The sequence below is a fragment of the Acinetobacter sp. 1124_18A genome (genome assembly GCF_052824995.1).
The window spans coordinates 701,919-728,390 of sequence record NZ_VTDF01000001.1 but is presented as its reverse complement, the minus strand read 5'-3'; the positions used below and the strand labels follow the sequence as shown (position 1 = coordinate 728,390).

Genomic DNA, 26,472 nt, shown 5'->3' with positions numbered 1-26,472 from the left:
CTCAAAAGCAGCCCAAACATCTGCTCAGGCTGCTGATATTTTTATAATGCTTTTACAGTTCCTGCAACATGCGGTTTTTGTGATTTCACATTACGAATCAAGAAATCAGTCTTTTTATCTGCATTTACAGTTAAAAACTCAACTTTTGAAGGTAGGAACATTGGTAGCTTAAACCAGACATCTGCTTCATAAGCATTTGGTAATTCGAGGTTCGCTAGTGCTTTAGCCTTGCTCCACATGCCATGTGCAATAGCTTGCTTAAAGCCAAATGCTTTTGCAGTAATGGCATGAATATGAATTAAGTTAAAATCACCAGACACTTTTGCATAACGGCGGCCTGTGTTTTCTAAAATATCCCACTGGGCCTTTGGAACATAAGCTGGCGCTTGTTCTTCTTTGGCTTTCTCACCCACTCTTTTCTCGACTTTTTGACGAGATAAATAAGTCGTTAAGCCTTCCATCACCACTTCATTGCCAACTTTAGCCGTAGTAATAAAGTCAAACTGAACACCTTTATCATGCGGTTTTAGTTCCCCAAATTTACATGACAAGGTTAGTTTTTCAGTTACACCAATTGGTCTGGTTTGTTTAATCTGATTACGGATGTGAACTAAACCTAAAATCGGGAATGGAAAGGCTTCTGCCGTCATCATGTGCATTTGCAAACTTTGAGAAAGCACAGCCAAATAAATTGCGGGTACAAAGCCATTATTTTGAAAGCCACATACTTCGTTATAAGCTTTGAGATGACTCTGATCAATTTCTAGTGTATCTACCACATATTCAACTTGCGGTAAGATTTTTGGACCTTTCGGCTTTTTAAAAATTAAACCTTGTACCACTTTTGGGTAAGCCAATGCCGCTTTTGGTAGCTGGCTAAAATGACGAGTATTCATACCTAACCTTTTATAATTTAAAGATTCTTGAATAAAAAAGGGATGCACAAGCACCCCCTTTTTAGCTAAAAGTGCTTAAGCGCCCAACAAGCTTTGACCACACACTCGTACAACGTTGCCATTTACGCCTGTAGAAGCAGTTGATGCAAACCATGCAATTGTTTCTGCCACATCAACAGGTAAACCACCTTGTTGCATTGAGTTCATACGGCGACCAGCTTCACGAATTGCAAATGGAATCGCAGCAGTCATTTGAGTTTCGATGAAGCCAGGTGCTACTGCGTTAATGGTAATACCATTTTTTAAGATAGGCGCAGTAAATTTAACTAGACCAATCACACCAGCTTTAGATGCAGCATAGTTTGTTTGACCAAGGTTACCAGCAATACCACTAATTGATGATACACAAACAATACGGCCATTTGCATTTAGACCATCGTTTTCTAACAAGTAGTCGTTTACACGTTCAGCAGCAGACAAGTTAATGTTAATTACTAAGTCCCAAAGCTCTGGCTTCATGTTTGCCAAAGTTTTGTCACGAGTAATACCCGCGTTATGAACAATAATATCTAAACCACCTTGTTTTGCAGCAGCAGTTTTAATTTTTTCGCCTGCATCGGCAGCAGTAATGTCAATTGCCAATGTAGAACCACCAATGTCAGCAGCTACACGGTCAAGGTCAGCTTGTTGTTGTGGTACATCTAAACAAATAACATGAGCGCCATCACGTGCCAACACATGTGCAATTGCCTCACCAATACCACGGCTCGCACCAGTTACTAATGCAGTTTTACCAGCAAGCGGTTTTGCCCAATCGACATCAACTACATCTGCTTTAGAAACACGAACAACTTGACCAGATACATACGCTGAACGTGGAGAAAGCAAGAAACGTAAAGTTGATTCAAGGTTTGCAGCAGCACCTTCATCAACATAAACAACTTGAGCAGTAATACCCTTTTTAAACTCTTTACCTACAGATTTGATAAATCCTTCAAGTGCACGCTGAGCAATCGCCTGTTTTACAGTTTTTGCAGTTTCAGGAGTTGTACCAATCACAATCACGCGACCAGAAGTCGCAACTTGACGTGCAATCGGGTTAAAGAATTTATAAAGTTCGTTTAACTGTTCTGAGTTTTGAATACCAGATGCATCAAATACTACTGCTTTGAATTTTGATTCTTTGTCGCCTGCATTGAATGGGCGTAAATTTAAACCAACTTTTGCAGCTTCTTGCTGTAATGCAACATTATTGCCTACATAGCTGTCAGCATGAATATTGCTAAGTACTTGTGCAATCGCACCAGACAATACACTTGACGGCGCTGCGCCAACCAATACTGCACCATTCACTACTGGCTGAGCACTTTCAAAACGCTCTAATGCAACTGGTGATGGTAAACCCAGATTTTTAACAACAAATTTACCAATAGGAGATTGTGTAAATGCTTGGTATTGATCAGTCATGATTATTATCTCTCAAAGAAATGAATTTTCTACGACAGGCTTCATTATGTTATGAGATGAATAGCAACAATATGAAATCAGTCGTTCATTAGAGTTACTCCAAATCATACTTGAGTTCATCTTTGGATGTCTTGACCTGAATGCTATCTACAATGTCATTCTAGTCAATACAGGTCTATTTGAATTGTGTTAATGTAGGTCATAAGAATATCGTTAATATGCTTGGAAAAGCCTTATGAGCAAGACAACTCAAGAAAATCCAGCAGTCGAGAATTCTGCTGAGGAAAAAGTGTCAAATACATCAAAGCCGGCTTCTAACACGGTTAAGCGTAACAGCACAACTCCTAAAGCAGCAACTAATACTCCAAAAACGACACGTACTCGTTCAACGACTGCACCTGCACGTAGCCCTCGTAATAAGAGCGCTGCTACAGCAACCCCATCTACATCTTCTAATAATGTAGTTGCAGCAACAAAAGCAACAAAAACCAAAACTTCTGTTCAACAGGATAAAACCATGAGCCAAAACACTGTTCGCCGCGTTGCAATTATTGGTGGCAACCGTATTCCATTTGCACGTTCAAATACTGCTTATTTTAAAGCGTCTAATTCTGACATGCTGACAGCAGCATTGAATGGTTTGGTTGAGCGCTTTAACTTACAAGGTAAGCGTATTGGTGAAGTCGTTGCGGGTGCTGTTTTAAAACATAGCCGTGACTTCAACATGACTCGTGAAGTTGTATTGAGCACAGATCTTGCTCCTGAAACTCCTGCTTATGACATTCAAATTGCTTGTGGTACAGGTTTACAAGCTGCTTTTGTTGTTGCAAACAAAATTGCGCTTGGTCAAATCGATGTAGGTATTGCAGGTGGTGTAGATACAACTTCTGACGCACCGATTGCTGTAGGTGATGGTTTACGTAAAGTTTTACTTGAGCTCAATGTTGCTAAGACTGGTAAAGACCGTCTTAAAGCATTAACAAAAATTGATTTTAAAAAGCTTCTTGATGCTCCAAGCAATGGTGAACCACGTACTGGCCTTTCAATGGGTGAGCACCAAGCAATTACTGCTTTAGAATGGGGTATTACTCGCGAAGCGCAAGACGAGTTAGCTGCAAGCAGCCATCAAAAACTTGCTGCTGCGTATGAACGTGGTTTCTTTGACGACTTAATCACTCCATTCTTAGGTCTTAACCGTGACAACAACTTACGTGCAGACAGCACAGTTGAAAAACTTGCTAAATTGAAGCCAGTTTTCGGTAAAGGCGAAACTGCAACAATGACAGCAGGTAACTCAACTCCGTTAACTGACGGTGCTTCTGTTGTATTGCTTGCTTCTGAAGAATGGGCAAAAGAAAACGGTCATGAAGTTTTAGCTTACCTTTCTTTCTCTGAAACAGCAGCTGTTGATTTCATTGGTAAAAACGGCCCTAAAGAAGGTTTGTTAATGGCTCCTGCTTATGCAGTACCTCGTATGCTTAAGCGTGCAAACCTTAAACTTCAAGATTTTGATTTCTACGAAATCCATGAAGCATTTGCATCTCAAGTGTTGTCTACATTGAAAGCTTGGGAAGATGAAAAATTCTGTAAAGAGCGCGTTGGTTTAGATGCACCTTTAGGTTCAATTGACCGCTCTAAACTAAACGTAAATGGTTCATCTTTAGGTGCAGGCCATCCATTTGCTGCCACTGGTGGTCGTATCTTGGCAACTGCTGCTAAATTGATTAATCAAAAAGGTTCAGGCCGCGCATTAATCTCGATCTGTACAGCAGGTGGTGAAGGCGTTGTAGCAATCGTAGAGAAATAATTTTACGATTCACCTTTAAAAAAAGCACCCTGATGGGTGCTTTTTTAGTTTAACAACTTAATTTTAATGAAGTGATGCTGCTTTAGCATCTGGGAAAAACTTATCTTCGATATGGTCATAACACCACTGGAAAATAAAGGTATAAACCAAAATACATAAAGTTAAACCAATATCTAAAATAAGTGCATCAATGACACTCATCTGAAGCATATATGCAATCATCGGTACTGTTGCAATCAACAAGCCACCTTCAAAGCCAATCGCATGTAAAATCCGCACAGGGATCGTTCTTTCCCAATTATATTTATGCTCTACTTTTTCAAAATAGTGGTTAAAAATCATATTCCAGAAAACTGAAACGACAGCCATAAACACACCGAGTGTACCGGTTACGTCCATTGGCATATCAAAAATAAAACTTAATGCAATCGCAATGATGACCAATAAAATTCCTTCATAACTGATTGCATGAATGAGCCTTCTCTTGGAAATCAACATTTTTAAATACTCAATAATAACTTGGATAATGTGCATTTTATTTTTATAATATTGATTAATCCAATCAGGTTCTTTCAGTTTTTTTGACAGATGAATATTAATCAAGAACAACTACTCATGTTTCAGGCCGTGATTGAAACCGGCTCTTTTTCAGCAGCAGCACGTAAACTTGGAAAAGTTCCTTCGGCTGTAAGCATGTCTATTGCCAACTTAGAAATTGATCTGAACCTGACTTTATTTGACCGTAAAGGTCGTGAACCCGTCCCTACTGACGAAGCACGGGTGTTATACGAAAAGACATCTCAGCTTTTAATTGAGATGAACCAGTGGAAACAACATGCTCACGCGTTAAGTACAGGATTAGAAGCCAATTTAACTCTTGTGATTGTCTCTGAACTTTTACATACCAATTGGACCGACTATATTTGTCTTTTAGAAAGTCGTTTTCCAGACTTACAAATTAATATTGTGTCTGCTCCTCAAGAAGATGCACTTCAAATGTTATTAGACGGGTCTGCCCAATTAGCACTCATGTTTGAACGCGAACACCTAGATAACAGAGAACAATTTGTAGAACTTAAACGTGAGGCTTTAATTCCGGTTATTTCAAATAGCCATCCCCTCGCAAGCCAAAATCAGGTTTCTTATGAACAAATCCTTACTACACGACAAATTGTAGTTGCAAGCCGAGATGAAACTTTAAAACCTGAATTGCTATTTTCGAAACATTATTGGCGTACAGACAACCACCACTCTGCTTGTTTAATGATTTTACGCAATCTAGGTTGGGGTGTTCTTCCTCAAGAAATGTTTAAAGAAAACCCCGAACTAAAAAACAAGCTTAAAGTGTTGGATTTATTAGATTTCACTCCAAGATTTGAATATTACGTCGACTTAGTCTGGAGTCGTGAAAGTGAACTCGGCGCGGCTGCTAGATTTCTGATTGAATATATCCGTAAGCAACGAATGCAACAGGCACCTTAAAATTATTTCAATTGAGATGCAGAACCTAAACGTTTTTCTTTGAAATATAACAATTGATATATCGACAGCATGAATAGACTTTGTGCTATAAAGAAAATATAAGATTTATTACTGAAGATGTTGAATATCAATGACTCATACAGCACTAGACCAATTAAAAACATTAACGACCGTTGTTGCCGACAGTAGCGACCTTGATGCAATTCGTAAGTTCCGTCCATTAGACGCGACGACAAACCCTTCGTTGATTACAGCAGCAGCAGAACAACCAGAAAGTAAAGAGCTGATTGAAGATGCTTATTATCAAGCCAAAGAAGAAGGCTATAGCAACGATGAGTTAATCGAAAGAACCATTGATATTTTGACTGTAAAATTTGGCGTAGAAATTTTAAAACTCATTGAAGGCCGTGTTTCTACAGAGGTTGATGCTGCACTTTCATACAACACTGAAGCCACCATTCAAAAAGCACATGAATTATGTGAACTTTACAAAGGTTATGGTATTGATCAGTCACGTATTCTGATTAAAATCGCGTCAACTTGGGAAGGTATTCAAGCTGCTAAAGTACTCGAAGCTGAAGGGATTGCTTGTAACCTCACTCTCCTTTTCGGTTTACATCAAGCTCAAGCTTGTGCAGATGCTAAAGTAACTTTAATTTCACCATTTGTAGGCCGTATTTTAGACTGGTACAAAAAGGCTGAAGGCGTAGACTCTTATCCAATCGAAAAAGACCCGGGTGTGGTTTCAGTTAAAAAAATCTACACTTACTACAAACAGCAAGATATCCCAACTCAAGTGATGGGTGCGAGCTTCCGTAGCATTGATCAAGTGCTTGGACTTGCAGGATGTGATTTGCTAACGATCTCTCCTGGTCTACTTACCCAGCTTGAGCAAGATACGCGTACAGTTGATGCAGCTCTTGATGCTACTCAATCAAAGCAAGCAGAGACTATTGTTAGACCAGCTCAGAATGAACAAAGTTTTAAAGACGAACTTAATCATGACTTAATGGCATTCCAACTTTTACAAGGTGGTGTTGATGGCTTTATTAAAGCTCGTGACCAATTAAGTTTTTTATTACGTCAATCTTTCGGAATTGATGCGGAAATTAAACCTTAAAAAACTGCACTTTTCATACAAAATCACCGATTTTTGTTATCATGGCAAAAATCGGTTTTTTATTGGGTTTCTCGTGTTCGGCATAACAGATCTAACAACATATATTATTGGTACATTCCTAATTGTGTTATTGCCAGGGCCCAACTCTCTATATGTGATGTCAATTGCTTCACGTTACGGGATTAAAACCGGATATATGGGCGCATTAGGTATTTTTACTGGCGATCTCATTTTAATGCTGTGTACCGTACTAGGAGCTGCCTCTCTACTTAAAGCATTTCCATGGGTATTTGTTATTCTTAAATTAACAGGTGCACTTTACCTATCTTATTTAGGCTTTAAACTCTTACAAGGCAGTATTCAACGCTGGAAACAACGTAATCAACCACAACCAGAAATGGCTGATTTACCCGCTTTAGATAAAGTTCATCCTTATAAAACAGCACTCAGTATTAGTTTACTCAATCCTAAAGCAATTTTATTTTTCCTATCTTTCTTTGTTCAATTTGTTGAACCCGACTATGCCTACCCCGCTCTAAGCTTTTTAATTTTAGCGGTTATTTTGCAGGTGATTAGTTTTAGCTATTTAACGGCATTAATCTTCTCTGGAATTAAACTTTCAGCATTTTTTAAAGAAAACCATAAAATTGCAGCCAGTAGTATCTTTTTAGTCGGACTTCTATTCTTCGGATTCGGTCTAAAACTAGCAACCTCAACAATCTAATCATCTTTACCCTATCAGTTTTGGCACTATAAAGTTAAAACATGATGAGCCGCTAAAATGCCAATATGCCATCAGTTTTAACTTCATTGAGCACAAAAAAAGTTCTGACTTGTCTTACTCCAGGCAAAGCAATAATTTTTTCACTATGGAATCGGTTAAACGCAGCTAAATCTTTAACACGAATTTTTAGAAAATAATCGACTTCTCCCGCCACCAGATAGCACTCTAAAACATTTTCCAAATCACCTGATGCTTGTTCAAATGCCTGAAAGCTGTCTGGGGTTGAACGGTCTAAAACCACTCCAACGAGTACTACCGTATCACGCTGTACCATGGCCGGATTGATCCGAGCGCGTACATCTAAAATTGCCCCAATCTTAAAAAGACGCTGTGTGTGATTCCAACAAGATGAAGTACTTATGCCTACGAGCTTAGCCAATTCAGCATTACTTAAACGCCCATTTTCTTGTAATGCACGCATAATTTTCAATTCGAGTGGTGATAGATTTTCAGCTTGCCCTTCCATAAAACAATATTCCAAATTTAGTGTTATTTATGGAAGGAATAATAGCATTATTCGATATTTTAAAAATATTATTTCCATTTTTTGTTAAAAATAGAAAGCACCTTCTTTAAAAAAATTGTTAGATTTAGCGAGCTGAAAGCAAAGGCAGAAACATATTAATTTTTCAGGGATTTAGAACATTTAGCTATGCAAAAGATTCTTCAAGATTTTTCTATTCCAGCCGTATTCGCGGGTTTCATTACCTTTCTTATTGGTATTAGTGTTTCGGCTATTTTAGTGATTCAGGCTGCCCAAGCTTTAGGTGCTTCACCTGAACAAATCACCTCATGGTTTTGGGCTTTAGGTTTGGGTCTTGGTTTATCAGGACTTATTCTTTCGTGGAAATTTAAATACCCTGTAGCAACTGCATGGTCAACCGCTGGTCTCGCTTTAATTATTGCAACTGGCGGTGGATATAGCATAAATGAAGCAATTGGTGCTTTTTTAGTTGTTGGTTTACTGACTGCGATTTTAGGTTTTTCAGGAATTTTCCAAAAAGCGCTTTCATATATTCCGCAAAGCTTGACCAGTGCGATGCTTGCAGGCGTTTTACTTAAATTTGGTATTTCACTTTTCGCAAGTTTGCAAAATGATTGGGCATTCGTTTTATCTTTACTCGTCATTTATATTATTACAAAAAGATTATGGCCGCGTTATAGCATCGTGTTCACAGCACTTGCTGGCGTTTTGCTCTGCCCTGTGTTTTTAGACTTTCATATGCCTACGCTTCACTGGTCTTTGGCTAAACCTGTTTGGATTAGTCCTGTCTTTAGCTGGTCGGCTCTTTTGGGCTTAGCCTTACCTCTTTTTGTGATTAGTATGGCTTCGCAATATTTACCCGGTATTGCCATGATTAAAAGTTATGGCTATAAACCACATGTTAACCAACTGATTGGCTGGACTGGTTTAACCCAAGTTTTGCTTGCACCTTTTGGTTGCTATAGCGTTAATATTGCTGCGATTAGTGCAGCTGTATGCCTTGACTATCAAGTTCATCCTGACCCAAGTAAACGCTATATTGCTGGCATAAGCTCTGGTTTTTTCTATGCGTTGATGGGACTATTTGCAGCAACACTGACAAGCTTACTCATGTCTTTTCCTCATATTTTTATTGTAGCTTTAGCTGGCATCGCATTACTTGGTACTATTAGCCATAACATTGCGCTTGCCTTTGGCCCTGTTGAAGACCGTGAAGCTGCATTATTTACCTTCTTATGCAGTGCTTCGGGCATTCAATTTTTTGGTATTGGCTCAGCCTTTTGGGGACTTATTGTCGGTCTTATTGTATTTGTAGTACTTAAATTTAAAGTCAAAAAAAGTTAATAAAAAAGCGTTCATAGCGCCTTTTTCAATGCTATGGACGCTTTTTAGCCTCATTTCTTATAGTTCTCGTACTACTACTGATTTTGCCATTTTGTCATGCCAGCCTTGTTTTTTAGCATCAAATGCAACCCAAAAAAGACCAATACCAAACACTAAAATTGACGGAATATAGCCAACATATCGAATAATACTCTGCGTAACTGTTAGCTTATTACCTGTTTTTTCATCTAAAACTTTTAATCGCATCAATCGTTTACCCGGCGTTCCTGCAAAATACAGCCAACATAAAACCGAATACAATAAAGGAAATGCATAGTTCACAATCAAATCGAACCAATAATTTTGTGGCTTAGTACTTAAACCTGTGGCAAAGACTAAGTCGTAATCCCCTTGATAAAAAATCCATGCTGCAGGAATAACAGCCAAAAAAAGAATAAGAGTATCGATGATCATTGCACCAAATCTTAACCAGAACCCTGCATACTCATACTTATAAGTCATGCTCACCTCGCTTTGTTATTGTTTAATAGCTAAAAACGCTTTTACAATTTTACTTTCATCCTAAATGAAACTTTTTTATTTTTAAATACTTAAATGAATTTAAAATATTCTACTTTTATATTTTATTGTAATAATTCCGATCAAAAAAACGTTATTACATCAATATTCATCATAAAAAACTAATTTAATATTTTTAGAACTGAAATTTTTCTTTTCAGCTCTATTGAAACAGTTTTACAGGAAATTAAAATACAAACTCATATTATATTTATTTCCAAAATAAAATATCTAATTTAAACTCTTTTTTTAATAATAATGCTGCAAATAATAGAGCTAATCCAATAACAATTAAAAAAACACTTAAACTGACTAATCCATAAACAATAGCTACACTGCCTAATATAGCTAAAACATAAAATATAATTACACTGAATGTCGGCATTTCAATTTATTCCACTACTTAAAATAAAAGCAACTTATTCTATCGAGTTTATAAACGATTGCTGTTTTCAAATGTTGACTACACCATTAATTTGTATCATCATACAATAATCATGTTATTAAATTTATTTAGTGTTACTTTACTTTAATAACACGTGATGTAGTTCACATAATCTTCATTTAATTTCAAAGTAATGTTTTTCAGTGACAAGTTTAATTTTTAGATTTTTATATAAGCGTTCTTTTGAGTCTTCAAGTGAAGGGACAACTTTTTCTGCAAATTTATCTTCGGTCATGAGTCTGGCATAGGTTTTATAGCCAATAACTAACTTTTCGGGTTCTTTGCCTGTTTGACGAAACTCTTCAATAAGTTTATTGACTTTCTTTGCTGTTAAATCAGCCATCTTCCTCGCTCTCCCCTTAATTTATTATTTTGTTATACGGTTTCTATATGACAGAAATATGAACGGTAATTTTTTGTAATTTTCATGTAAATATTATCGATTATTTAGCAATACCACCTAAATGCCATCTCAATCAATATAAAAATAAACACAAACATATGATTTAAAATAAATTTATTTAATTTTTCTTCCCTATAACCGAATAGATGTTTACCGTGAATGAAATATGTTAATCTTTAATTAATAAATGCTTCATACATATAACAACTGTAAATAAGAGGAATAACATTATGAATTACCAACATATTATTGTACCAGTCGATGGTTCGGAAATTTCTTTAGCGGCAGCAAGACAAGCAGCTCATATTGCAAAAGCTTTTGGGAGCAAATTGACCGCTATTAGCTTAGTTGCGGTAGATCCTTTTAGCGGTGTAGATTTTTATTACATCTCACCTGTTGTAAAAGATTATTTTGTTGAAGCACGAGCAAATGCAGAAAAAACACTCGCAACTGTAAAAGCTTTATGTGCCGAAGAAGGTGTTGATGCCGAAACTCAAATCATCCAAGGTGAAATTTCTTCAGATGGTATTTTAAAAGCTGTAGAAGGCTTAGGTTCCGATTTGATTGTGATTGGTTCTCATGGTCGCAAAGGCTTCCAAAAACTTATTTTGGGTAGTTTTGCTCAAGATGTTTTAAACAGTACTAAAATTCAGGTATTGGTTGTAAAAGAATAAACTTTTTAGATGCAAAAAACCCAATCCAACGATTGGGTTTTTAATAAAATAGATTGCATAAATTTTACACTAATCAAAAACCCAGCTAGAATAGTTTTTTATTCTTCCAATTTCGTGAGTCACGCCAATGAAGTAAGTCTTTTTTCTCATCAATTTTTCTTTTTTTGATGTGCAAAATAGACTATTTTTTGTGATTTAACGTCTCTGCTTAAAACTACTTTTCCTATTTTGTACATCCTGTATTTATGAGGTTTTTTATGACTCAGCAGGCATGTGTAATAGCACAACTCTCTTTAGAATTTTCATCTAAAGTCATGTTTCAACAACTAAATTTTAGCCTTGAATCGCATCAAGTATCTGCTTTAATTGGCCGTAATGGTCAAGGTAAGTCTTTGCTTATGCAAATGTTAAATCAGACGCTTAAATCAGATTTAATTCTGACATCTGGGCAAATATCTTGGCATGTAAAGCATGCATATTTACCTCAGTTACATCGTTTAGCAGCACAGACCATTTCCGAAGCATTAGATATCTTAGATGTTTATCACGCTTTTAAAAGAGTTGAACAAGGTGTTGCCAACTTCGATGATTATGATTTGTTAGAAGGTAAATGGGACCTCCCCACCTTATGGAATAATTTATTGGAGTCTGCGGGTTTACCAACAGATCTAGACTTTCCAGTGAAAAACCTAAGCGAAGGTCAAAAAACTAAATTGGCATTGAGCTGCTTATTTTTAAAATCAGATCATTATCTACTACTTGATGAACCTAGTAATCATCTAGATCAAGAATCTAGAAAATGGTTAATTGATCATTTGAGGAAATACCCAGCAGGTGCTCTTATCATTAGTCATGATCGTAGTTTATTGAATGAAGTAGACCATATTTATCATTTGAATGAACATGGTTTACATCACACAACAGGAAACTATGAAAAATTTTATGACCAATATCAGACTCATGTTGCAGCTTTAGAGCAATCTGTTCAACAAGGCCAACGCGACGTTAAACACATGAAGCAAAAGCAGCATGAAGTATTAATGAAAGCTCAAAAACGTGAACGTGCTGGAAATAAATTACGCGATTCAAATTCTCAAGCCAAAATTCTGCTTGATTTTAAAAAGGAACAAGCAGGCCAAAGTATTGCTGCCATACAGTCTCAGCACCAACGACAGATTTCGAACAGTCAAAATGATTTAACAGACAAAAAAATGCGTCTTGAAACCGTCAAGCCACAACAGTTTGTCTTCCCTACTTTTCATAAGAAATCTGGAGAAATTCTTCGCATTAAAAAACTCAAACTGAAATATGGAACGCAAAAAACCATAGATTTAGCAGTACAAGCAGCCGAAAAAATTCACATAACCGGTCAAAATGGTATTGGCAAATCGACTCTACTTAAAGCCATTCATGCTCAAAACGAACAGCCATGTGACAGCATTCACTTATTTGTAGAGTGCTTTTATCTGGACCAGAACTTTAGCTTTTTATGTGATGAAATGACGGTGATTGAAAATCTAACCCACATGAATAATGAACTTTCAGAACTAGAATGGCGAAATCTATTAGGTCAACTTCGAATTCGTGGTGATAAAGGGACACAACTTTTGTCTCAGCTCAGTGGCGGTGAAAAACTCAAAGTAGCCTTATTGGCGCTTAGCCAGATACATCCTACTCCTGAACTCTTGTTATTAGATGAACCAGAAAATCATTTAGATATTGAATCTAGAGAACTATTAGCTACCGCTATTCAAAGCTATGAAGGCGCTGTATTGCTCATTTCACATGATCAAACTTTTGTTGAAAGTTGTGCTATTCATGAGTCCTTTGCTTTAGCCGATTAATCATTATTGATGTCTTTTTCTTCAAATTTACTAGTTCTCTTTTGAGAGCTAGTAAATTCTATCCATCATTATTTTTTTACTTTATTTAATATTTCGATGTCTAAATTATATTTCACAGTTTTATTTTTACGAGCACTATTACGCATTTGATAAACCTGAACAATATAATCACCATCAACTAGTAAAGTAAGTTCTCCTTTAGATCCTACAGTTGAACCAATTAATAATGCATTATCTTTACCTGGCTTTTTACCTGGTGCAAAAATGTTAACATAGGCTAAATTACCAAGACTATTAATATTAAATTTTAATATTTGTCTATTCTTTGCATAAACTCTATATCTCACATCATCATAACCCTGAAATTTTCCAGTTAATGTAGTATGAGTGGAACCTTGTAAAAAATTAACTTTTTGCTCAACATTTTTAGCTAAAACTGTGAATGATGCAGTTGAAATTAGTGTAGATAATAATAAAGTTTTAATGATTTTTTTCAATTTCCTATCCTCAAAATTTATTTAAGATTATTATATTAAAATAAATTTTATAAAATTTTACTTTATGTATGATTTTAATAAGTAATAGTTGCTTTTTATAACCAGCAACAAATAAAGTATCTCAAAGATTTAAATATTATCTAACTTTGAGATACCCTTTTTAAAAAATATTAGAATCGATAACCTACCCCTAAATAGGTAATCAGTGGGTCAATATCAACTTTTGTTGTGGCATGTATTAAGCGAGTTCCCGTATTTTGATTGACAACATCAATTTGTGCATTATTGCTTAACTTTGCATAAGACACAGAAGCTACCGTATACCACGAATCATTAAAATCATAGGTAAAACCAGCAGTAAAAATAGGCGCTATCGCATCATCTGCATCAACATTAACGACCATTTTTCCGCTTGATTCTTTTCGGTCTAAAGCTGCTCCAGCTTTGCCATCCAACACGTTTTGGATCATATGGCCTGCGGACACTAAATCAGAACGAATTCCATCGTTGAGTTTAATATCATTAAAATGGGCATACATTAAACCTGCCCCAATATAGGGTCTAAACTTATTTACCCCACTTTTACCAAACTGATATTGTGCTTCTATGGTTGGGGTCCATGCTCGAATAGATGCAGCTTTAGATTTATTTCCTAAGTTGGTAATCGGAATCGCCTGACCTAAAGTAAAGCCGTCCGGAAAAAGGTATTTCACTAAGTCATGAGGAGACATTGCGACTCCACTTAATGGTGCTAAGATTTCACCTTTTCCTTTAACATCAACTTTAGGTGGAATTCCGGCAATGAATTGTAAAGACACATTGTCATTCAGATAATAGTTAAATGTTAAACCTAATGTGTCTACATCATCGACTTCTAGTCCCGCATCTTGCTGTTGCCAGTTTTCCAATCCCTCAATTCGCGCTGTACCAGCAACTTCAGCTAGAATATTCCCCTTACCATCTGTAAGTTGATCTTGGATTTCGGGTTGGGCTAGAAACTCTGTAAGGGTTTCTTTTAAATTCCAAACCTCTCCCCCCATATCAGTCATAGTAGCATTGGGATCAATAGAGTTTAAAAAGCTTGTTGTTGAAATAGTACCGACTTTAGCTTCTGTTCCATTTTTAACAGCGGTATTAATATTAAAAGGATTAGCTTTACCCTGTGGCATTACATGTAGCCAACCAGCAGAGACAGAGAATCTTTTAAATTCCTGCGCATAACTCATGCTTGTGATTACAGATAATGAACTTAATATTGCTATTTTTATTACTATTTTTTTCATTTTTATTCCATCCTAGAAATATATTGCTGATTTTGCAATATAGATATGGAATATAGCTAAGTTGCCTTTTTTATCAATCAGTATAATTTTTAAACAAAATTAATTTAGATAAATCTATCAATTTATCTCATTAATTACATGAAATAGTTATCTAATTTTTCTGACGAACGGCAAAAATAAAACCAATAATAATTTAACGATTGGTAAAATAACTAAATAAGATTAGGCTTATATGGGCTAGTTGTCGTTATTGAGTTCGCTGAATGACAGTTGATATGAGATTTTTGACACATATTTCGAGATTGTTACAATCTCTATCAATTAATTTTACGCAATAAAAATCCGACTTAATGTCGGATGTTTGTCTTTTCCTATCAATAGCACATATGCTTTGTTGTTGAGAAATGAATAGACTTAATTACTTTTCACGAATAGCAACACCTTCAACTATTTTAGAAACAATAGTTGATATAATTGAATCTTCAGTATTCTTTTTATGAATAATAATAATTTCACGATAAAGATCTGGTTGTTTCAGATCAATAATATTAATATTTTTTTCTTTCAATTTACTCATTCCAATATCTGGAATTAAAGCTACACCTAATTTTTTTTCTACCATTCTAATAATTGCTTCAATTTCATCAACTTCAATAATGTCATTTGTTTTAATTTGATTCCTATTTAAGTAGTTTGCAACAACTTTCCCACCAAATGAGGAGTAGTCATAACGTATAAATGGATTATTTTTCAAAATTTCAACAGGGTGTTTTTCGTGAATATCAATTGGGGTAATAAGAAGAATAGGCTCTTTTTTTAAGGTGTAATAACAATATTCATCGGAAATTTCAAAATTAGGTTTAATGATAATTGCTAGATCTATCTCATTTTTCCCAAGCTGATGGAACAAATTGAATGAGACTCCAGGCATAAGCTTAATTTTTGCTTTAGGAAAATATTTGAATAGTTCTTCAAGTATTTCTGGCAAAATATTTGATTGGATCGAAGCAATTGCCCCTATTCTAATTTCACCCGTAAAATCTGCCATACATTCGGGTTGTTTCATCTTATCAACGAGTTCAAAAAGTTGTTCAGCTAATGCAAGTACGCGTAAACCCTCACTATTAAATTGAACAGTTTTTCCATTTCTTTCAAAGAGCTTAATCCCTAAATAAGATTCTAAAGATTTGATTTGTGCGCTGACAGCTGCTTGAGTAAGCCCCACATTGTTACCTGTAGCACTAAATGAACCATATTTTTTGATTGCTATAAGGGTCTTGAGCTCATGAAACATACTATCTGCATTCCATTAAATGATAAAACCAATCCTTGCAGAAATTATACACTTCTTAAATTTATATAGATAAGTATCTCTTAGTGCGATACTTATCTTTGGTTTTAATTTTCAGTTACAGTATGAAAAGACTCTAACCTCTTAGTTTTCCACTTTGCTACAACTAGTGGCGCAATAGCATTTCCAAGAACATTTAATGTTGTAGTACCACTTTCAATAATTCTAAAAATACCAGCAATTAACGCAACACCTTCTAGCGGTAAGCCAGCTGTAGCTAAAGTTGCAGATAAAATTAGAATTGCAAAACCTGGAACTCCTGCTGCCCCTTTAGATGTTAAGACCATAGTCACAACTAATAATGCTTGTTGAGAGATAGTCAGATCTATTCCATATAATTGAGCAACAAAAATAGTAGCCACACCTAGGAAAATTGATGCTCCATCTAAATTAAATGCATACCCCATAGGCACTACAAAACTTACGATACGTCGTGGAACGCCATATTTCTCAAGTTTCAGCATCAATTGAGGCATGACTGCAGCAGATGCACCAGTTGAGAAAGCTAAAATAAGCTCGTCTTTAAAATATTTAATAAGGTGAAATAAGTTTTCTCTTATATACAAACACACAGCACCTAGAACAAAAATAGCAAATAAAGCTAAAGCTAGATAAACGACTCCAATTAATTTCAGTAATGGCAATAAAGAACTGAAGCCAAAAGTCGCAACTGTCGCGCCGATCATCCCAAACACACCAATCGGTGCATAAGCCATGACTAAACTTACAAGCTTAAACAATGCATCAGATATTCCCTGTAAAACTCTTATTACAGGTTGGCTTTTTTCTTCAGGAATTTTGTTTAATGCTAAACCAAAAAGAATCGCAAAAAATAGAATTGATAGTAGTTTGCCTTCATATAGGGCTACCACAATGTTTTCCGGCACGATATTTTTTATAATCTGTAGAGCGCCTTTGTTCGTATCTGTATGTAGTACTACAGTTGAGTGTGCCATCCCAGATATATCTGTTCCAACCCCAGGTTGAAAAAAATTGGCTAATAATAAACCCCAAACAATCGCAAGGCTTGTTATTGTAAAGAAATAAAGGAGAGAACCCGCACCCATTTTTCCAAAAGACTTATTATCACCTCCTCCTGCGATGCCTAAGATCATGCAACACAATACAATAGGTACAACGACCATTTTCATCATATTAATAAAAATATCGCCTAACGGTTTTAATATTTCAGTGCTTACCCAAACTTGATGAGTTGGATTTACATTAAAATACCATCCGACTAAAATACCTAAAAGAAGACCAATTAATATTTGCCATACCAAAGAAATACTTTTCATAAATCATCCTTGTTTCTTCATGTCCTCAAAAAAGGGATACAAATAATATTCATATCCCTCATTACTTTATTTCGCAAAAAGCTGAGTCATATCTTTAAATGCTTTAAATTCAAGGGCATTACCACACGGATCAAATAAAAACATAGTTCCTTGTTCGCCAACTTTACCTTTGAAACGTACATAGGGTTCAATCACAAACTTTGTACCTAAAGACTTTAATCTTTCAGCTAAAGTTTCCCAATCTTCCCAACTTAGAATGATTCCGAAATGCGGAGCAGGCACATCATGACCATCCACAGAATTAGAAACTACTTTTTCTTGATAATCCATTTTAGGATGTTCATGAATAACTAACTGATGTCCAAAGAAATTAAAATCAACCCAGTGATCACTAGATCTTCCTTCTTCTAAGCCAAAGACTTCACCATAAAAATTTCTTGCAGCGGGCAAATCATAAACAGGGATAGCTAAATGGAATGGTGCTAAACTCATAGGAACCTCTATTAAATTGACTTTTGACTTAAATAAAAATTTAAAATAGAAAGGTTTTTCGAGTTAAAATCTAAAATTTAGATTCTTTCTTTACTCGTATAATCCTTTATACCTAATAGGAATTTAAGATAATAAGAATCTGTTTGACCTTATTTGCTTATATCCTTTAAACAAATTCATGCTATATAAAAAAAAGTATGCATAGAAACAAAAATATTTTTTTAAATTAACAAATTATTCCTATATACAACTCAAACCATTGAAATAAAACAAATTTAATTAAATAAAAATGATTATCAAAATCATGTATGCATATAATATTTTTTTATCTATCTAATAAAAAAATATTGTTTATTATACTTTTATATAAAAACTATAATTTAACATTTAATACACTACTATGACTCTATATACTTGGCTCTTATTTATATCTACTATTTCTGCACTAGCAGCAATACCAGGCCCCAATATGGTATTCGTTTTGAATACAAGACTAAGCCAAAATTTAAAAGAAACGATAATATCGGTTACAGGGTGTTTATTAGGAGTATTAATATCAATTACAGCATGTTGTATTACACTCTTATTTTTAAGCAACTTACAAACCATCTTTATTAAATTAATTAATTTATTTGGAATTATCTACTTATTTATAATTGGTATAAAACACTTAAAATATAAATCAAAACAATTAAACCATGACAAGGCATTCGAATTTAAAACACGTGGAAATTTATTTATTAATGGTTTTTTTATAGCTATTAGCAATCCTAAAACATTACTTTTTATTATTTCATTTTTCCCTCAATTTATTAACCCTAATTCATCTATCCTCTCTCAATATTCAATACTGATTTTTACTTTTGTTGTTTGCGAATTTTCTTGGATGCTAATCTACATTTGGGGTGGTGAAAAGATTAAAGTATTAATAAAAAAACCAAAATTTTTTTATTTATTTAACAAAATAATTGGTACTTTCTTTATTTTATTTTCAATATCACTAATATCTCTATCGTTAACATGATTAAAATATTTACTGTATTGGTTCTTTGAAAATGCCAATACAGTAAAATTAAAGCTAGACTAAGGTCCTTTATTCACTTTAAGTCCTTGGCCTATAACATAAAATTGTCCACCAGCAATATAATGTAGAGTTTTCAGTTCTATCGGTACGTCATCAAATTGCCAGTGACCATCTTTAAAGACACGGTCATCAGCCCAAGCACTAACCACCTCTCCAATGAAAAGATCATGAGCTTCTTGATTGTGTGGCTCTGGAATTAGTTTACAGAGTAGCCAAGCTACACAACCTTCGACTAAAGGAGTTTGAGAACCATCTTGGTAAAATAGCTTTACACCAAATTCATTCAATTTATTTGGGTGATCTTTTAGGCTTTCACTTCCTACATCTACAACCATTTGAGCCTGTCGTGCAACAGGAACTTGTAATGCAAACCATCCACTTTGTTCAACTAAAGAACGTGTAAATGCCATTTTATCTAAAACCACAGTGACTTTTGCTGGAGAAAACTCCAACGCACAAGCCCATGAAGCAGCCATCACATTTTCAGTACTTTGATGTTTTGCAGAGACCAACACAGTTGGTCCATGATTCAATAAACGATAGGCTTTTTCTAAAGGTACAGATTGAATGGCCATATTATGCTCAATATTTAAATATCAACTGTTTTCCACTCAGAATCATCTTTAAGTGGAGGTAAATAGGATAAACGGCTCATATTTTGTTGCCACAGATTATTAGGAATACGATAACGATCAGCTTTATGAGGATCTATTGCTAAAACAATTTCGCTCTCGCGCCCATTCGCAATTAATGTTGCAAGATCGGGATTCATCATCACTGCTTTTCCAACCGCAATAAATTCAGCCCATTTAGTTTCGTATGCATCTAAAATCTGATCTGCACTAAATAAACTTCCGATACCAATTAATGGAAGCTTGCCTGCAATTCTCTCATGTAAAAGTTGCATACGAGTTAAGTTTGTATCTGCACCCCTACGTGCTTTTTTATAAAAGTCCCAAAGAGAAACATGTAAATACTGAATCGGTTTATCTACTAATGCATCAATTAGGGCAAATGTATCTGCCATTGTTAAGCCTTGCTCTCCAGGTTCTTCTGGTGAAAACCGATAACCAATTATGAAATCATTTAACCCATGTTTCATTTTGACAGCATGTATAGCATCTACAATCGACAATGAAAAACGCATACGTTTTTCAATACTGCCACCCCACTCATCCGTGCGATGGTTTGATTGTGCTGAGTTAAATTGCTGAATTAAAAAACCATTAGCACCATGAATCTCAACACCATCGAAACCCGCTTGAATAGCTAAATCAGCAGCATTTGCAAATGCTTGGATTAAATTATTGATTTCAGAATGTGTGAGTTCACGTGATCCAGATTGAAGATCTTCAGATGGTGCAACCATTTCTGCACCATTCAACAATTCATTCATGATGAGCTTACCTCCATGATGAATTTGTAAAATTGCTTTTGCACCTTGAGATTTAATCAAATTAGCAACTGCTTTCAAGCTAGGTAAGTCTTTATCACTAATAGCCTCAGGCTGACCTACAAATGCTTTACCCTCAGGTGAAACTAAAGTCGCGGCACTAATGAATAAGCCAAAGTTTTCTGCACGTCCTTGAATAAAAGCACGCTCTTCTTGGCTCAAACTACCGTCATCATTAGAAGCAAAATGTGTCATTGGAGCAACGACTAATCTATTTTTAATCGTTACCCCATTATTTAAAGTATAGGGTTGGAATAAGGGAGAGTATTTAGGATTCATCATATTCATCTTCAATTTAAAAAATCTTTGAACTTAAGCTTTGCTTTAAAAAAAGCACTAAACAGAAACGTAAAACTTTACGAGGAGACTTGATTGAGCGCATCTGTAATTGGAATGTCACCATCAGCCATCGTAATTACCTGACCGATCGTATTGGGAGCACTTAAAATACTTGCAAGTGTTTCTACGACATTATCAATACTGTTACTAAGAGGCTCTGAGACATTAATCTTGATTCGGCCACTACCTAAACTTTCTTGCAATGCACCTGGTTGTAGAATAGTAAAATCTAAATTACTTTGATGAACTAACCAATGATCTGCGAAAAATTTTGCAATGTTATAATCAGTGATATTCTGTAAGAATGACTCACCCCATCGTTCAGGTTGTAATGCAAAAACTGAGCTCAACAGTATAAATCGACGAATCCCCACAGCTTGCGCAGCCTGCATGACTTTCACTGCACCAAAAGCATCAACTTGAAGAAGATTTTTTCCTCTAGAACCTGCAGTGAAATAAATAACATCTATATTTATAGACTCGAAACCTTGAATGATCTTTTGCAAATCAGCCAGCAAATCTAATTCAAAAAAGTGGATATTAGGATTCGTAAAACTCAAAGAGTCCTTGCGGGCTCCTGCAAAAACTGAATGCCCCATTTTTGCCAATGTATTGACCAAATGAGAACCCACTCTGCCATTTGCACCAACAACAAGAATATTCATAAATACACCTTCGTAATAATTACGATTTAATGAAGTGATTAATATCCAACCCTGAGTGAAAAGCATCGCGTCTCCACCTCACATCTTGTAAGAATAGGAAAAGCGAAAGATAGATTTTGCTTGAGAATTGAGCGTACTAATTCAAGATTTAATGGTTTGGATACGTGTAGAAAATCTTGTTAACTACAGTCCACTTACCTTCGACCTTCAACAGATGAAAGAAGTCGGTGAAAGAGATACCTGACATGTCATTGGCATCAATGCGAGCGCTGGCCGCCGTACCAACGATCTCGATGCGGGCTATAGCGGCCTGTGCGTCAGGAGATGGGTGGAAATCCTTGTCGATACCTTCGAACAGAATTGGAATCGCGCCGCCAGCCAGCTTACCATCGGCGCCGACGCTGTACATCGTCGCATGTTGGTTGAACGCGGGCTTCATGGTGCTGCTCTTGGCCTGCTTGCAGCCCTCAATATACTTATTCAGCACCTCGGTGATGGCTTGGTATTCTTGCACATACGTAGGTTTGCTCACGGTTTTACTACTGTTAACTTGTTGGCCGCGTGGTAGATCTTCTGCTTGAGCAGTCGCACCCAAGCCAAGCATGATTGTCGCGAAAAATAAAGTTTTGATAAAAGTTATTTTCATTTAGTTGCTCTTAATAATAGTTAGAATTCCTGATTGATGCGTAGCTGCAAAAAACACAGCAAACATTGCGAGAAACTTCGCTGCTGTAGCTAGGCAACCAGATGAACGACGTGTTTTCAGTCATGAAATCCCACAGCTCTGCCATGAGCTGTAGGTTCCCTGCCTTTGGGATTACTTAGCCAGATTGACCTTGAGCTCTTGTGACGCCTGCGCCATCGCACTGCGGGATGCTGGCAGATGGCTGAATACATTCAACAGTCCAAAATCGTGAATCATGCCGTTGTAACGTACCGTATTCACTTGCACGCCCGCCTCGTCGAGCTTACGGCCATAAGCTTCAGCTTCATCGCGCAGGATATCGAATTCAGCGGTCAGGATCAGCGTCGGCGGCAAGCCCTTGAGTTGCTCAGTCGTAGCCTGCAGCGGTGAAGCGTAGATCTGCTTGCGGGCCTTGGCATCGGTCGTGTAATTGTCCCAGAACCACACCATCAAGTCCTTCGTCAGGAAGTAGCCGTTGGCAAACTGCTTATACGACGGCGTGTCGAAATTTGCATCCGTCACCGGACTCAGCAATACTTGCGAACGCAGTGCAGGTGTGCCCTTCTCATTCGCCATCAAGGCAACCACAGCAGCTATGTTGCCGCCCGCACTGTTGCCAGCTACGGCAAGGCGCTTGCCATCGATGTTGATCTCTTTGCCATGTTCGGCCACCCATTTGGTCGCGGCATAGGATTGCTCAATGGCGACACCGAATCCCGCCTCAGGTGACAGGGAGTAATTGACGAAGATCGCCACCGCGCCCGAACCAACTACAAGGTCACGCACCAACCGTTCGTGGGTTGGAAAATCGCCTAGTACCCAGCCACCACCATGGAAATACATGAACGCAGGTAAGGTCTTCTGTTTACTGCCTACTGGGCGCACAATGGTTAGCTTCAAGTCGCTGCCATTGACGTGGATCGTCTTCTCGCTGACGTCAGCCGCAGGCAAGGCTACTTTGGGGCCAGCTTGAGCGCCCACCAACACTGCACGGGCCTCGGCCGGCGTCATGGTCTCGAGCGGCTTGCCGCCTTCAAGGGATTGCAAGAATTTTGCCGTGTTGTGTTCGACGCCGGGCAGACTGGTTGCAAAAGCATTACCACCCGATAGGGTCGCGACTGAAAGGGCCAGAGCAGAGGTGAAAGTTTTCATGATATTTCCTTTGTAGTGAGTGCACGCGTCAAGGCTGCTACTGGGATGTTTTTGTCCGAAGTGCAGTAGCCGAAGTAGGAAGGCAGCATTTTTCAGGCAAGTAAGCTGGTCGTTCGGCTGCAAAGAAAGGCGCAAGACATTAGGGGAAGCCTAATCAGCCACGCGTGTTCAAGGTGCTACGTGGGTGTGATAGATCTTGCTGACCACAGTCCACTTGCCATCGACTTTCAGCAGATTGAAAAAATCTGTAAAGCAAAAACCCGAGACGTCATTGGTGTCGATGCGCGCGCTAGCAGCCGTGCCTACGATGTCGACTCTGACAATCACTCCTTGAGCTTCAGCAGAGGGATGGAATGCGCTGTCGATGCCATCGAACAAGTTTTGAATCGGGCCGCCGGTCAGCTTGCCGTCGCCATCAACACCGAAGATCGTGGCTTGCTCATTGAAAGCAGGTTTCATGATGCTGCTCTTAGCCTGTTTGCAACCTTCGTTGTACTTGTTCAGTACCTCAACGATGGCTTGATAATCTTGTACGTACGTAGGTTTGTTCATGCTTTACTCCTGATTATTAATTCGAGTCGTTGTAAAAAGCTGGCCGCTTTGTCCAGCATAGATTAGTTGTCCAGTGGCTTACCCAGCTAATGTAGGCCAATCGGTGTAACCCTTTTCGCCGTTGCCGTAATAGGTTTCACGTGGCGCAATAGCGAGTTCAGCTCCCTCTTTCAAACGACGTACTAAATCTGGATTTGCAATAAATGGACGACCAAAAGCCACAGCGTCGACCTGGCCTTCAGTGCGACGGGTAATGGCCAGTTCTAGGTCGTAATTGTTATTGCCTATGTATGGTCCTTTGAAAAGCGCGCGTAAGACATCAAGATCTACGTTCTCAGGGACGACGCGTGAAGTGGCTGTCGCTCCCTCGACAAAATGCATGTATGCGAGTTGAAAACGATTCAGTTGCTCAATCAAGTAGCCATATGTCTGCATGACTTGACTATCTAATGGCGTATTACCTGCATCTGGTGTCACTGGAGAAAGGCGAATGCCTACGCGATCATGGCCCCAGACTTCGACCACAGCTGCAGTTACTTCCAACGTGAGTCGGCAGCGATTTTCAATGGAACCGCCATATTCGTCGCTGCGATGATTGGTCGAATCGCGGAGGAACTGATCAAGCAAGTAGCTATTGGCAGAATGTACTTCAACACCGTCAAAGCCAGCACGTTTTGCACATATGGCGGCGTGTCGATATTGTTCGATGATGCCAGGAATTTCGGATGTCTCGAGTGCTCGTGGCATAGAGACATCCATCATTCCATTTTCAGTATAGGTTTGGCCTTCTGCTCGAATCGCCGAAGGCGCTACCGGTGCTGCGCCATCCGGCTGCAGATCTACATGCGAGAAGCGGCCCACGTGCCACAATTGGCAAACAATAAGGCCACCAACTGCATGTACTGCATCTGTGACTAATTTCCAGCCTGCTACTTGCTCTTCAGTCCAGATACCCGGCGTCAATGCATATCCCCGCGCCTGAGCGGAAATATTAGTCGCTTCACTAATAATCAGACCAGCACTGGCACGTTGTGCATAGTAGCGAGCATGCAATTCATTTGGTACACCATCTAGTCCCATACGACTACGAGTTAATGGGGCCATGACGATTCGGTTAGCAAGGGATAACGCACCTATTTTGAGTGGTGAAAAAAGATCCGTCGATGAGCGATTAAGCTTCATTGTGACTCCTATTGATAACTGATTTGCGTGATGTAATTAATTGATGTAAGCATTATGAAGATAGGAGATAATGACGTAAATAATCATAAGTGAAGATACAGTATGAACAAAAAAGTCATAATGCAGAGTCCAACTCGTGCTGAGGGTGTAGAAGATTTACTCTCTTCACCACCAGTGCATCTTCCGGGTCTTTTAACCTTCGAGGCTGCAGCCAGACATTTGAACTTCGCTCGCGCTGCTGCAGAAATCGGCGTCACGCCAACTGCGGTATCACGCACTATCAAAAGTGTGGAAACGCAACTGAATGTTCGGCTATTCAACCGCACTACACGCAGTGTAAGTTTGACCGAGGCTGGTACGTCCTTGAACGCAGCATTAGCACCAGCGCTTGCTCTGATTAGAGACTCCTTGTCACAAGTCTTGCTGGCGACCGATCAGCCATCTGGTACAGTTCGCCTCAATTCTTCGTATGTCGCATACCGTATCTTTATTGAACCGCATTTGGCTTCTTTCTTTGAAAAATTCCCGCTGATTAATATCGAGGTCTCACTGGATAATCAACTGAGTGATATCGTCAACGCTGGTTTCGATATTGGCATACGCATGGGTAAGAGGGTGCAAAACGACATGGTCGCTGTGCAGTTGGGAACAAGACAAAAAAGAATTGTAGTGGCTGCCCCTGATTACTTCCGCAAGCGAAGTGAGCCCAAGACTCTTGAGGACCTGTTAAAACACAACTGCATTCGACAGCGCTATTCCGTAGGTGGCAGATTCTTTGAATGGAAATTCGAAGATCAAGGTCAAATGGTACAAATCGATGTTCAAGGGCGCTTTATTTTTGACGAAATGAGATCTACTCTTGATGCAGCAATACAAGGCCAAGGTATCGGTTTCGTCTTCGAAGATTTTGCGAAGCAAGAGTTAGCAAGCGGCATACTGCAGCAGATACTGAAGCAACACAGTGGATTAGATGACGCTTTTCATCTCTACTATCCGCATCGCAAACACATGCCAGGAAAACTACGTGCGTTTGTTGATTTCATACGTGATGCTAATAAAGCTGAAACGTCTTGATTTAATAGCCCTAAGCATATATCGAAAGGCATTTAATACAACGCAATAATAAAAAGT

28 protein-coding genes and 1 pseudogene are annotated in these 26,472 nt (G+C 37.7%); 9 read left to right on the top strand and 20 right to left on the bottom strand.

Annotation, left to right across the window (positions count from 1 at the left end):
• Window positions 1-41: 41 nt before the first annotated feature.
• Complete coding sequence (locus FY048_RS03590; protein ID WP_446090151.1) at window positions 42-896, bottom strand: MaoC family dehydratase; 855 nt, start codon at window positions 894-896, stop codon at window positions 42-44.
• 75 nt (window positions 897-971) lie between these two features.
• A complete protein-coding gene (locus FY048_RS03585) occupies window positions 972-2,363 on the bottom strand; it encodes a 3-oxoacyl-ACP reductase (RefSeq protein ID WP_060466581.1) in 1,392 nt (463 codons plus the stop codon).
• Window positions 2,364-2,598: 235 nt separating this feature from the next.
• Between FY048_RS03585 and FY048_RS03580 the strand changes: the two genes are divergently transcribed.
• The gene (locus FY048_RS03580; protein ID WP_446090150.1) at window positions 2,599-4,170 is read left to right on the top strand and encodes an acetyl-CoA C-acetyltransferase; all 1,572 of its coding nucleotides are present in this window, start codon (window positions 2,599-2,601) and stop codon (window positions 4,168-4,170) included.
• A 63-nt stretch (window positions 4,171-4,233) separates the two neighbouring features.
• Here FY048_RS03580 and aceI read toward each other — a convergent pair whose 3' ends face one another.
• On the bottom strand, window positions 4,234-4,668 hold the full coding sequence (aceI, locus tag FY048_RS03575) for a chlorhexidine efflux PACE transporter AceI (RefSeq protein WP_005073799.1): 435 nt from the start codon (window positions 4,666-4,668) through the stop codon (window positions 4,234-4,236).
• Window positions 4,669-4,758: 90 nt separating this feature from the next.
• Here aceI and aceR point away from each other — a divergent pair, with 90 nt between their 5' ends.
• The 3 genes from aceR to leuE all read left to right on the top strand — a co-directional run bounded on the left by aceR (window position 4,759) and on the right by leuE (window position 7,496).
• Entirely contained in the window at window positions 4,759-5,652 is an 894-nt protein-coding gene (gene aceR / locus FY048_RS03570; RefSeq protein WP_151768350.1) for an HTH-type transcriptional regulator AceR, read from the top strand.
• A 130-nt stretch (window positions 5,653-5,782) separates the two neighbouring features.
• Complete coding sequence (gene tal / locus FY048_RS03565; RefSeq protein WP_446090149.1) at window positions 5,783-6,772, top strand: transaldolase; 990 nt, start codon at window positions 5,783-5,785, stop codon at window positions 6,770-6,772.
• A gap of 73 nt (window positions 6,773-6,845) precedes the next feature.
• Complete coding sequence (leuE, locus tag FY048_RS03560) at window positions 6,846-7,496, top strand: leucine efflux protein LeuE (RefSeq protein ID WP_446090148.1); 651 nt, start codon at window positions 6,846-6,848, stop codon at window positions 7,494-7,496.
• 52 nt (window positions 7,497-7,548) lie between these two features.
• Here the strand turns inward: leuE and FY048_RS03555 are convergent, their stop codons facing one another.
• On the bottom strand, window positions 7,549-8,022 hold the full coding sequence (locus tag FY048_RS03555; protein ID WP_446090147.1) for an Lrp/AsnC family transcriptional regulator: 474 nt from the start codon (window positions 8,020-8,022) through the stop codon (window positions 7,549-7,551).
• A gap of 186 nt (window positions 8,023-8,208) precedes the next feature.
• Here FY048_RS03555 and FY048_RS03550 point away from each other — a divergent pair, with 186 nt between their 5' ends.
• Window positions 8,209-9,384: a benzoate/H(+) symporter BenE family transporter gene (locus FY048_RS03550; RefSeq protein WP_446090146.1), complete on the top strand. Its 1,176-nt coding sequence runs from the start codon at window positions 8,209-8,211 to the stop codon at window positions 9,382-9,384.
• A gap of 57 nt (window positions 9,385-9,441) precedes the next feature.
• Here FY048_RS03550 and FY048_RS03545 read toward each other — a convergent pair whose 3' ends face one another.
• The 3 genes from FY048_RS03545 to FY048_RS03535 form a co-directional block, all read right to left on the bottom strand.
• Window positions 9,442-9,885, bottom strand: coding sequence for an RDD family protein (locus FY048_RS03545; protein WP_005306468.1), 444 nt, complete (start codon window positions 9,883-9,885; stop codon window positions 9,442-9,444).
• 268 nt (window positions 9,886-10,153) lie between these two features.
• Window positions 10,154-10,327 (bottom strand): hypothetical protein, encoded by a 174-nt coding sequence (locus tag FY048_RS03540; protein ID WP_446090145.1) that lies wholly within the window; start codon window positions 10,325-10,327, stop codon window positions 10,154-10,156.
• 175 nt (window positions 10,328-10,502) lie between these two features.
• Window positions 10,503-10,730 carry a hypothetical protein gene (locus FY048_RS03535; protein ID WP_004791683.1) on the bottom strand — a complete coding sequence of 76 codons (228 nt, stop codon included), beginning with the start codon at window positions 10,728-10,730 and terminating at the stop codon, window positions 10,503-10,505.
• A 290-nt stretch (window positions 10,731-11,020) separates the two neighbouring features.
• On the opposite strand from FY048_RS03535, the gene FY048_RS03530 reads away from it, so the two are divergent.
• Window positions 11,021-11,464: a universal stress protein gene (locus tag FY048_RS03530; RefSeq protein WP_016137808.1), complete on the top strand. Its 444-nt coding sequence runs from the start codon at window positions 11,021-11,023 to the stop codon at window positions 11,462-11,464.
• A gap of 257 nt (window positions 11,465-11,721) precedes the next feature.
• Window positions 11,722-13,308: an ATP-binding cassette domain-containing protein gene (locus FY048_RS03525; protein WP_446090144.1), complete on the top strand. Its 1,587-nt coding sequence runs from the start codon at window positions 11,722-11,724 to the stop codon at window positions 13,306-13,308.
• Window positions 13,309-13,376: 68 nt separating this feature from the next.
• Here the strand turns inward: FY048_RS03525 and FY048_RS03520 are convergent, their stop codons facing one another.
• The 6 genes and pseudogenes from FY048_RS03520 to FY048_RS03495 form a co-directional block, all read right to left on the bottom strand.
• Window positions 13,377-13,805, bottom strand: a complete 429-nt coding sequence (locus tag FY048_RS03520; protein WP_446090143.1) for a DNA breaking-rejoining protein — start codon at window positions 13,803-13,805, stop codon at window positions 13,377-13,379.
• A 10-nt stretch (window positions 13,806-13,815) separates the two neighbouring features.
• Window positions 13,816-13,926: pseudogene (locus FY048_RS03515) on the bottom strand (hypothetical protein); the annotation flags it as partial.
• Window positions 13,927-13,975: 49 nt separating this feature from the next.
• Window positions 13,976-15,088, bottom strand: coding sequence for an OmpW/AlkL family protein (locus FY048_RS03510; protein ID WP_446090142.1), 1,113 nt, complete (start codon window positions 15,086-15,088; stop codon window positions 13,976-13,978).
• Between the two features lie 418 nt (window positions 15,089-15,506).
• A complete protein-coding gene (locus FY048_RS03505; protein WP_446090141.1) occupies window positions 15,507-16,382 on the bottom strand; it encodes a LysR family transcriptional regulator in 876 nt (291 codons plus the stop codon).
• 104 nt (window positions 16,383-16,486) lie between these two features.
• A complete protein-coding gene (locus FY048_RS03500; RefSeq protein WP_446090140.1) occupies window positions 16,487-17,737 on the bottom strand; it encodes a cation:dicarboxylate symporter family transporter in 1,251 nt (416 codons plus the stop codon).
• A 66-nt stretch (window positions 17,738-17,803) separates the two neighbouring features.
• The gene (locus FY048_RS03495; RefSeq protein WP_003650523.1) at window positions 17,804-18,229 is read right to left on the bottom strand and encodes a VOC family protein; all 426 of its coding nucleotides are present in this window, start codon (window positions 18,227-18,229) and stop codon (window positions 17,804-17,806) included.
• Between the two features lie 400 nt (window positions 18,230-18,629).
• Between FY048_RS03495 and FY048_RS03490 the strand changes: the two genes are divergently transcribed.
• Window positions 18,630-19,253: a LysE family translocator gene (locus tag FY048_RS03490; protein ID WP_446090139.1), complete on the top strand. Its 624-nt coding sequence runs from the start codon at window positions 18,630-18,632 to the stop codon at window positions 19,251-19,253.
• 59 nt (window positions 19,254-19,312) lie between these two features.
• Here the strand turns inward: FY048_RS03490 and FY048_RS03485 are convergent, their stop codons facing one another.
• From FY048_RS03485 to FY048_RS03455, 7 genes are all read right to left on the bottom strand, one after another.
• On the bottom strand, window positions 19,313-19,888 hold the full coding sequence (locus FY048_RS03485; RefSeq protein WP_446090138.1) for a flavin reductase family protein: 576 nt from the start codon (window positions 19,886-19,888) through the stop codon (window positions 19,313-19,315).
• A 14-nt stretch (window positions 19,889-19,902) separates the two neighbouring features.
• On the bottom strand, window positions 19,903-21,048 hold the full coding sequence (locus FY048_RS03480; RefSeq protein WP_016137800.1) for an NADH-dependent flavin oxidoreductase: 1,146 nt from the start codon (window positions 21,046-21,048) through the stop codon (window positions 19,903-19,905).
• Window positions 21,049-21,122: 74 nt separating this feature from the next.
• Window positions 21,123-21,836 (bottom strand): SDR family oxidoreductase, encoded by a 714-nt coding sequence (locus FY048_RS03475; RefSeq protein ID WP_446090137.1) that lies wholly within the window; start codon window positions 21,834-21,836, stop codon window positions 21,123-21,125.
• 82 nt (window positions 21,837-21,918) lie between these two features.
• The gene (locus tag FY048_RS03470; protein ID WP_446090136.1) at window positions 21,919-22,416 is read right to left on the bottom strand and encodes a nuclear transport factor 2 family protein; all 498 of its coding nucleotides are present in this window, start codon (window positions 22,414-22,416) and stop codon (window positions 21,919-21,921) included.
• 171 nt (window positions 22,417-22,587) lie between these two features.
• A complete protein-coding gene (locus tag FY048_RS03465) occupies window positions 22,588-23,607 on the bottom strand; it encodes an alpha/beta hydrolase (protein WP_446090135.1) in 1,020 nt (339 codons plus the stop codon).
• A gap of 168 nt (window positions 23,608-23,775) precedes the next feature.
• Window positions 23,776-24,159 carry a nuclear transport factor 2 family protein gene (locus tag FY048_RS03460; protein WP_017389669.1) on the bottom strand — a complete coding sequence of 128 codons (384 nt, stop codon included), beginning with the start codon at window positions 24,157-24,159 and terminating at the stop codon, window positions 23,776-23,778.
• Window positions 24,160-24,237: 78 nt separating this feature from the next.
• Window positions 24,238-25,341: an alkene reductase gene (locus FY048_RS03455; protein WP_446090134.1), complete on the bottom strand. Its 1,104-nt coding sequence runs from the start codon at window positions 25,339-25,341 to the stop codon at window positions 24,238-24,240.
• 102 nt (window positions 25,342-25,443) lie between these two features.
• On the opposite strand from FY048_RS03455, the gene FY048_RS03450 reads away from it, so the two are divergent.
• Window positions 25,444-26,415 (top strand): LysR family transcriptional regulator, encoded by a 972-nt coding sequence (locus FY048_RS03450; protein ID WP_051110039.1) that lies wholly within the window; start codon window positions 25,444-25,446, stop codon window positions 26,413-26,415.
• Window positions 26,416-26,472: the final 57 nt, after the last annotated feature.

Excerpts from the sequence above, each read along its gene's own strand:
- FY048_RS03590 (WP_446090151.1), bottom strand. The coding sequence starts at position 896 with ATGAATACTCGTCATTTTAGCCAGCTACCAAAAGCGGCATTGGCTTAC.
- FY048_RS03585 (WP_060466581.1), bottom strand. The coding sequence starts at position 2,363 with ATGACTGATCAATACCAAGCATTTACACAATCTCCTATTGGTAAATTT.
- FY048_RS03580 (WP_446090150.1), top strand. The coding sequence starts at position 2,599 with ATGAGCAAGACAACTCAAGAAAATCCAGCAGTCGAGAATTCTGCTGAG.
- aceI (WP_005073799.1), bottom strand. The coding sequence starts at position 4,668 with ATGTTGATTTCCAAGAGAAGGCTCATTCATGCAATCAGTTATGAAGGA.
- aceR (WP_151768350.1), top strand. The coding sequence starts at position 4,759 with ATGAATATTAATCAAGAACAACTACTCATGTTTCAGGCCGTGATTGAA.
- tal (WP_446090149.1), top strand. The coding sequence starts at position 5,783 with ATGACTCATACAGCACTAGACCAATTAAAAACATTAACGACCGTTGTT.
- FY048_RS03555 (WP_446090147.1), bottom strand. The coding sequence starts at position 8,022 with ATGGAAGGGCAAGCTGAAAATCTATCACCACTCGAATTGAAAATTATG.
- FY048_RS03550 (WP_446090146.1), top strand. The coding sequence starts at position 8,209 with ATGCAAAAGATTCTTCAAGATTTTTCTATTCCAGCCGTATTCGCGGGT.
- FY048_RS03545 (WP_005306468.1), bottom strand. The coding sequence starts at position 9,885 with ATGACTTATAAGTATGAGTATGCAGGGTTCTGGTTAAGATTTGGTGCA.
- FY048_RS03540 (WP_446090145.1), bottom strand. The coding sequence starts at position 10,327 with ATGCCGACATTCAGTGTAATTATATTTTATGTTTTAGCTATATTAGGC.
- FY048_RS03535 (WP_004791683.1), bottom strand. The coding sequence starts at position 10,730 with ATGGCTGATTTAACAGCAAAGAAAGTCAATAAACTTATTGAAGAGTTT.
- FY048_RS03530 (WP_016137808.1), top strand. The coding sequence starts at position 11,021 with ATGAATTACCAACATATTATTGTACCAGTCGATGGTTCGGAAATTTCT.
- FY048_RS03525 (WP_446090144.1), top strand. The coding sequence starts at position 11,722 with ATGACTCAGCAGGCATGTGTAATAGCACAACTCTCTTTAGAATTTTCA.
- FY048_RS03510 (WP_446090142.1), bottom strand. The coding sequence starts at position 15,088 with ATGAAAAAAATAGTAATAAAAATAGCAATATTAAGTTCATTATCTGTA.
- FY048_RS03505 (WP_446090141.1), bottom strand. The coding sequence starts at position 16,382 with ATGTTTCATGAGCTCAAGACCCTTATAGCAATCAAAAAATATGGTTCA.
- FY048_RS03500 (WP_446090140.1), bottom strand. The coding sequence starts at position 17,737 with ATGAAAAGTATTTCTTTGGTATGGCAAATATTAATTGGTCTTCTTTTA.
- FY048_RS03495 (WP_003650523.1), bottom strand. The coding sequence starts at position 18,229 with ATGAGTTTAGCACCATTCCATTTAGCTATCCCTGTTTATGATTTGCCC.
- FY048_RS03490 (WP_446090139.1), top strand. The coding sequence starts at position 18,630 with ATGACTCTATATACTTGGCTCTTATTTATATCTACTATTTCTGCACTA.
- FY048_RS03485 (WP_446090138.1), bottom strand. The coding sequence starts at position 19,888 with ATGGCCATTCAATCTGTACCTTTAGAAAAAGCCTATCGTTTATTGAAT.
- FY048_RS03480 (WP_016137800.1), bottom strand. The coding sequence starts at position 21,048 with ATGATGAATCCTAAATACTCTCCCTTATTCCAACCCTATACTTTAAAT.
- FY048_RS03475 (WP_446090137.1), bottom strand. The coding sequence starts at position 21,836 with ATGCTTTTCACTCAGGGTTGGATATTAATCACTTCATTAAATCGTAAT.
- FY048_RS03470 (WP_446090136.1), bottom strand. The coding sequence starts at position 22,416 with ATGAAAATAACTTTTATCAAAACTTTATTTTTCGCGACAATCATGCTT.
- FY048_RS03465 (WP_446090135.1), bottom strand. The coding sequence starts at position 23,607 with ATGAAAACTTTCACCTCTGCTCTGGCCCTTTCAGTCGCGACCCTATCG.
- FY048_RS03460 (WP_017389669.1), bottom strand. The coding sequence starts at position 24,159 with ATGAACAAACCTACGTACGTACAAGATTATCAAGCCATCGTTGAGGTA.
- FY048_RS03455 (WP_446090134.1), bottom strand. The coding sequence starts at position 25,341 with ATGAAGCTTAATCGCTCATCGACGGATCTTTTTTCACCACTCAAAATA.
- FY048_RS03450 (WP_051110039.1), top strand. The coding sequence starts at position 25,444 with ATGAACAAAAAAGTCATAATGCAGAGTCCAACTCGTGCTGAGGGTGTA.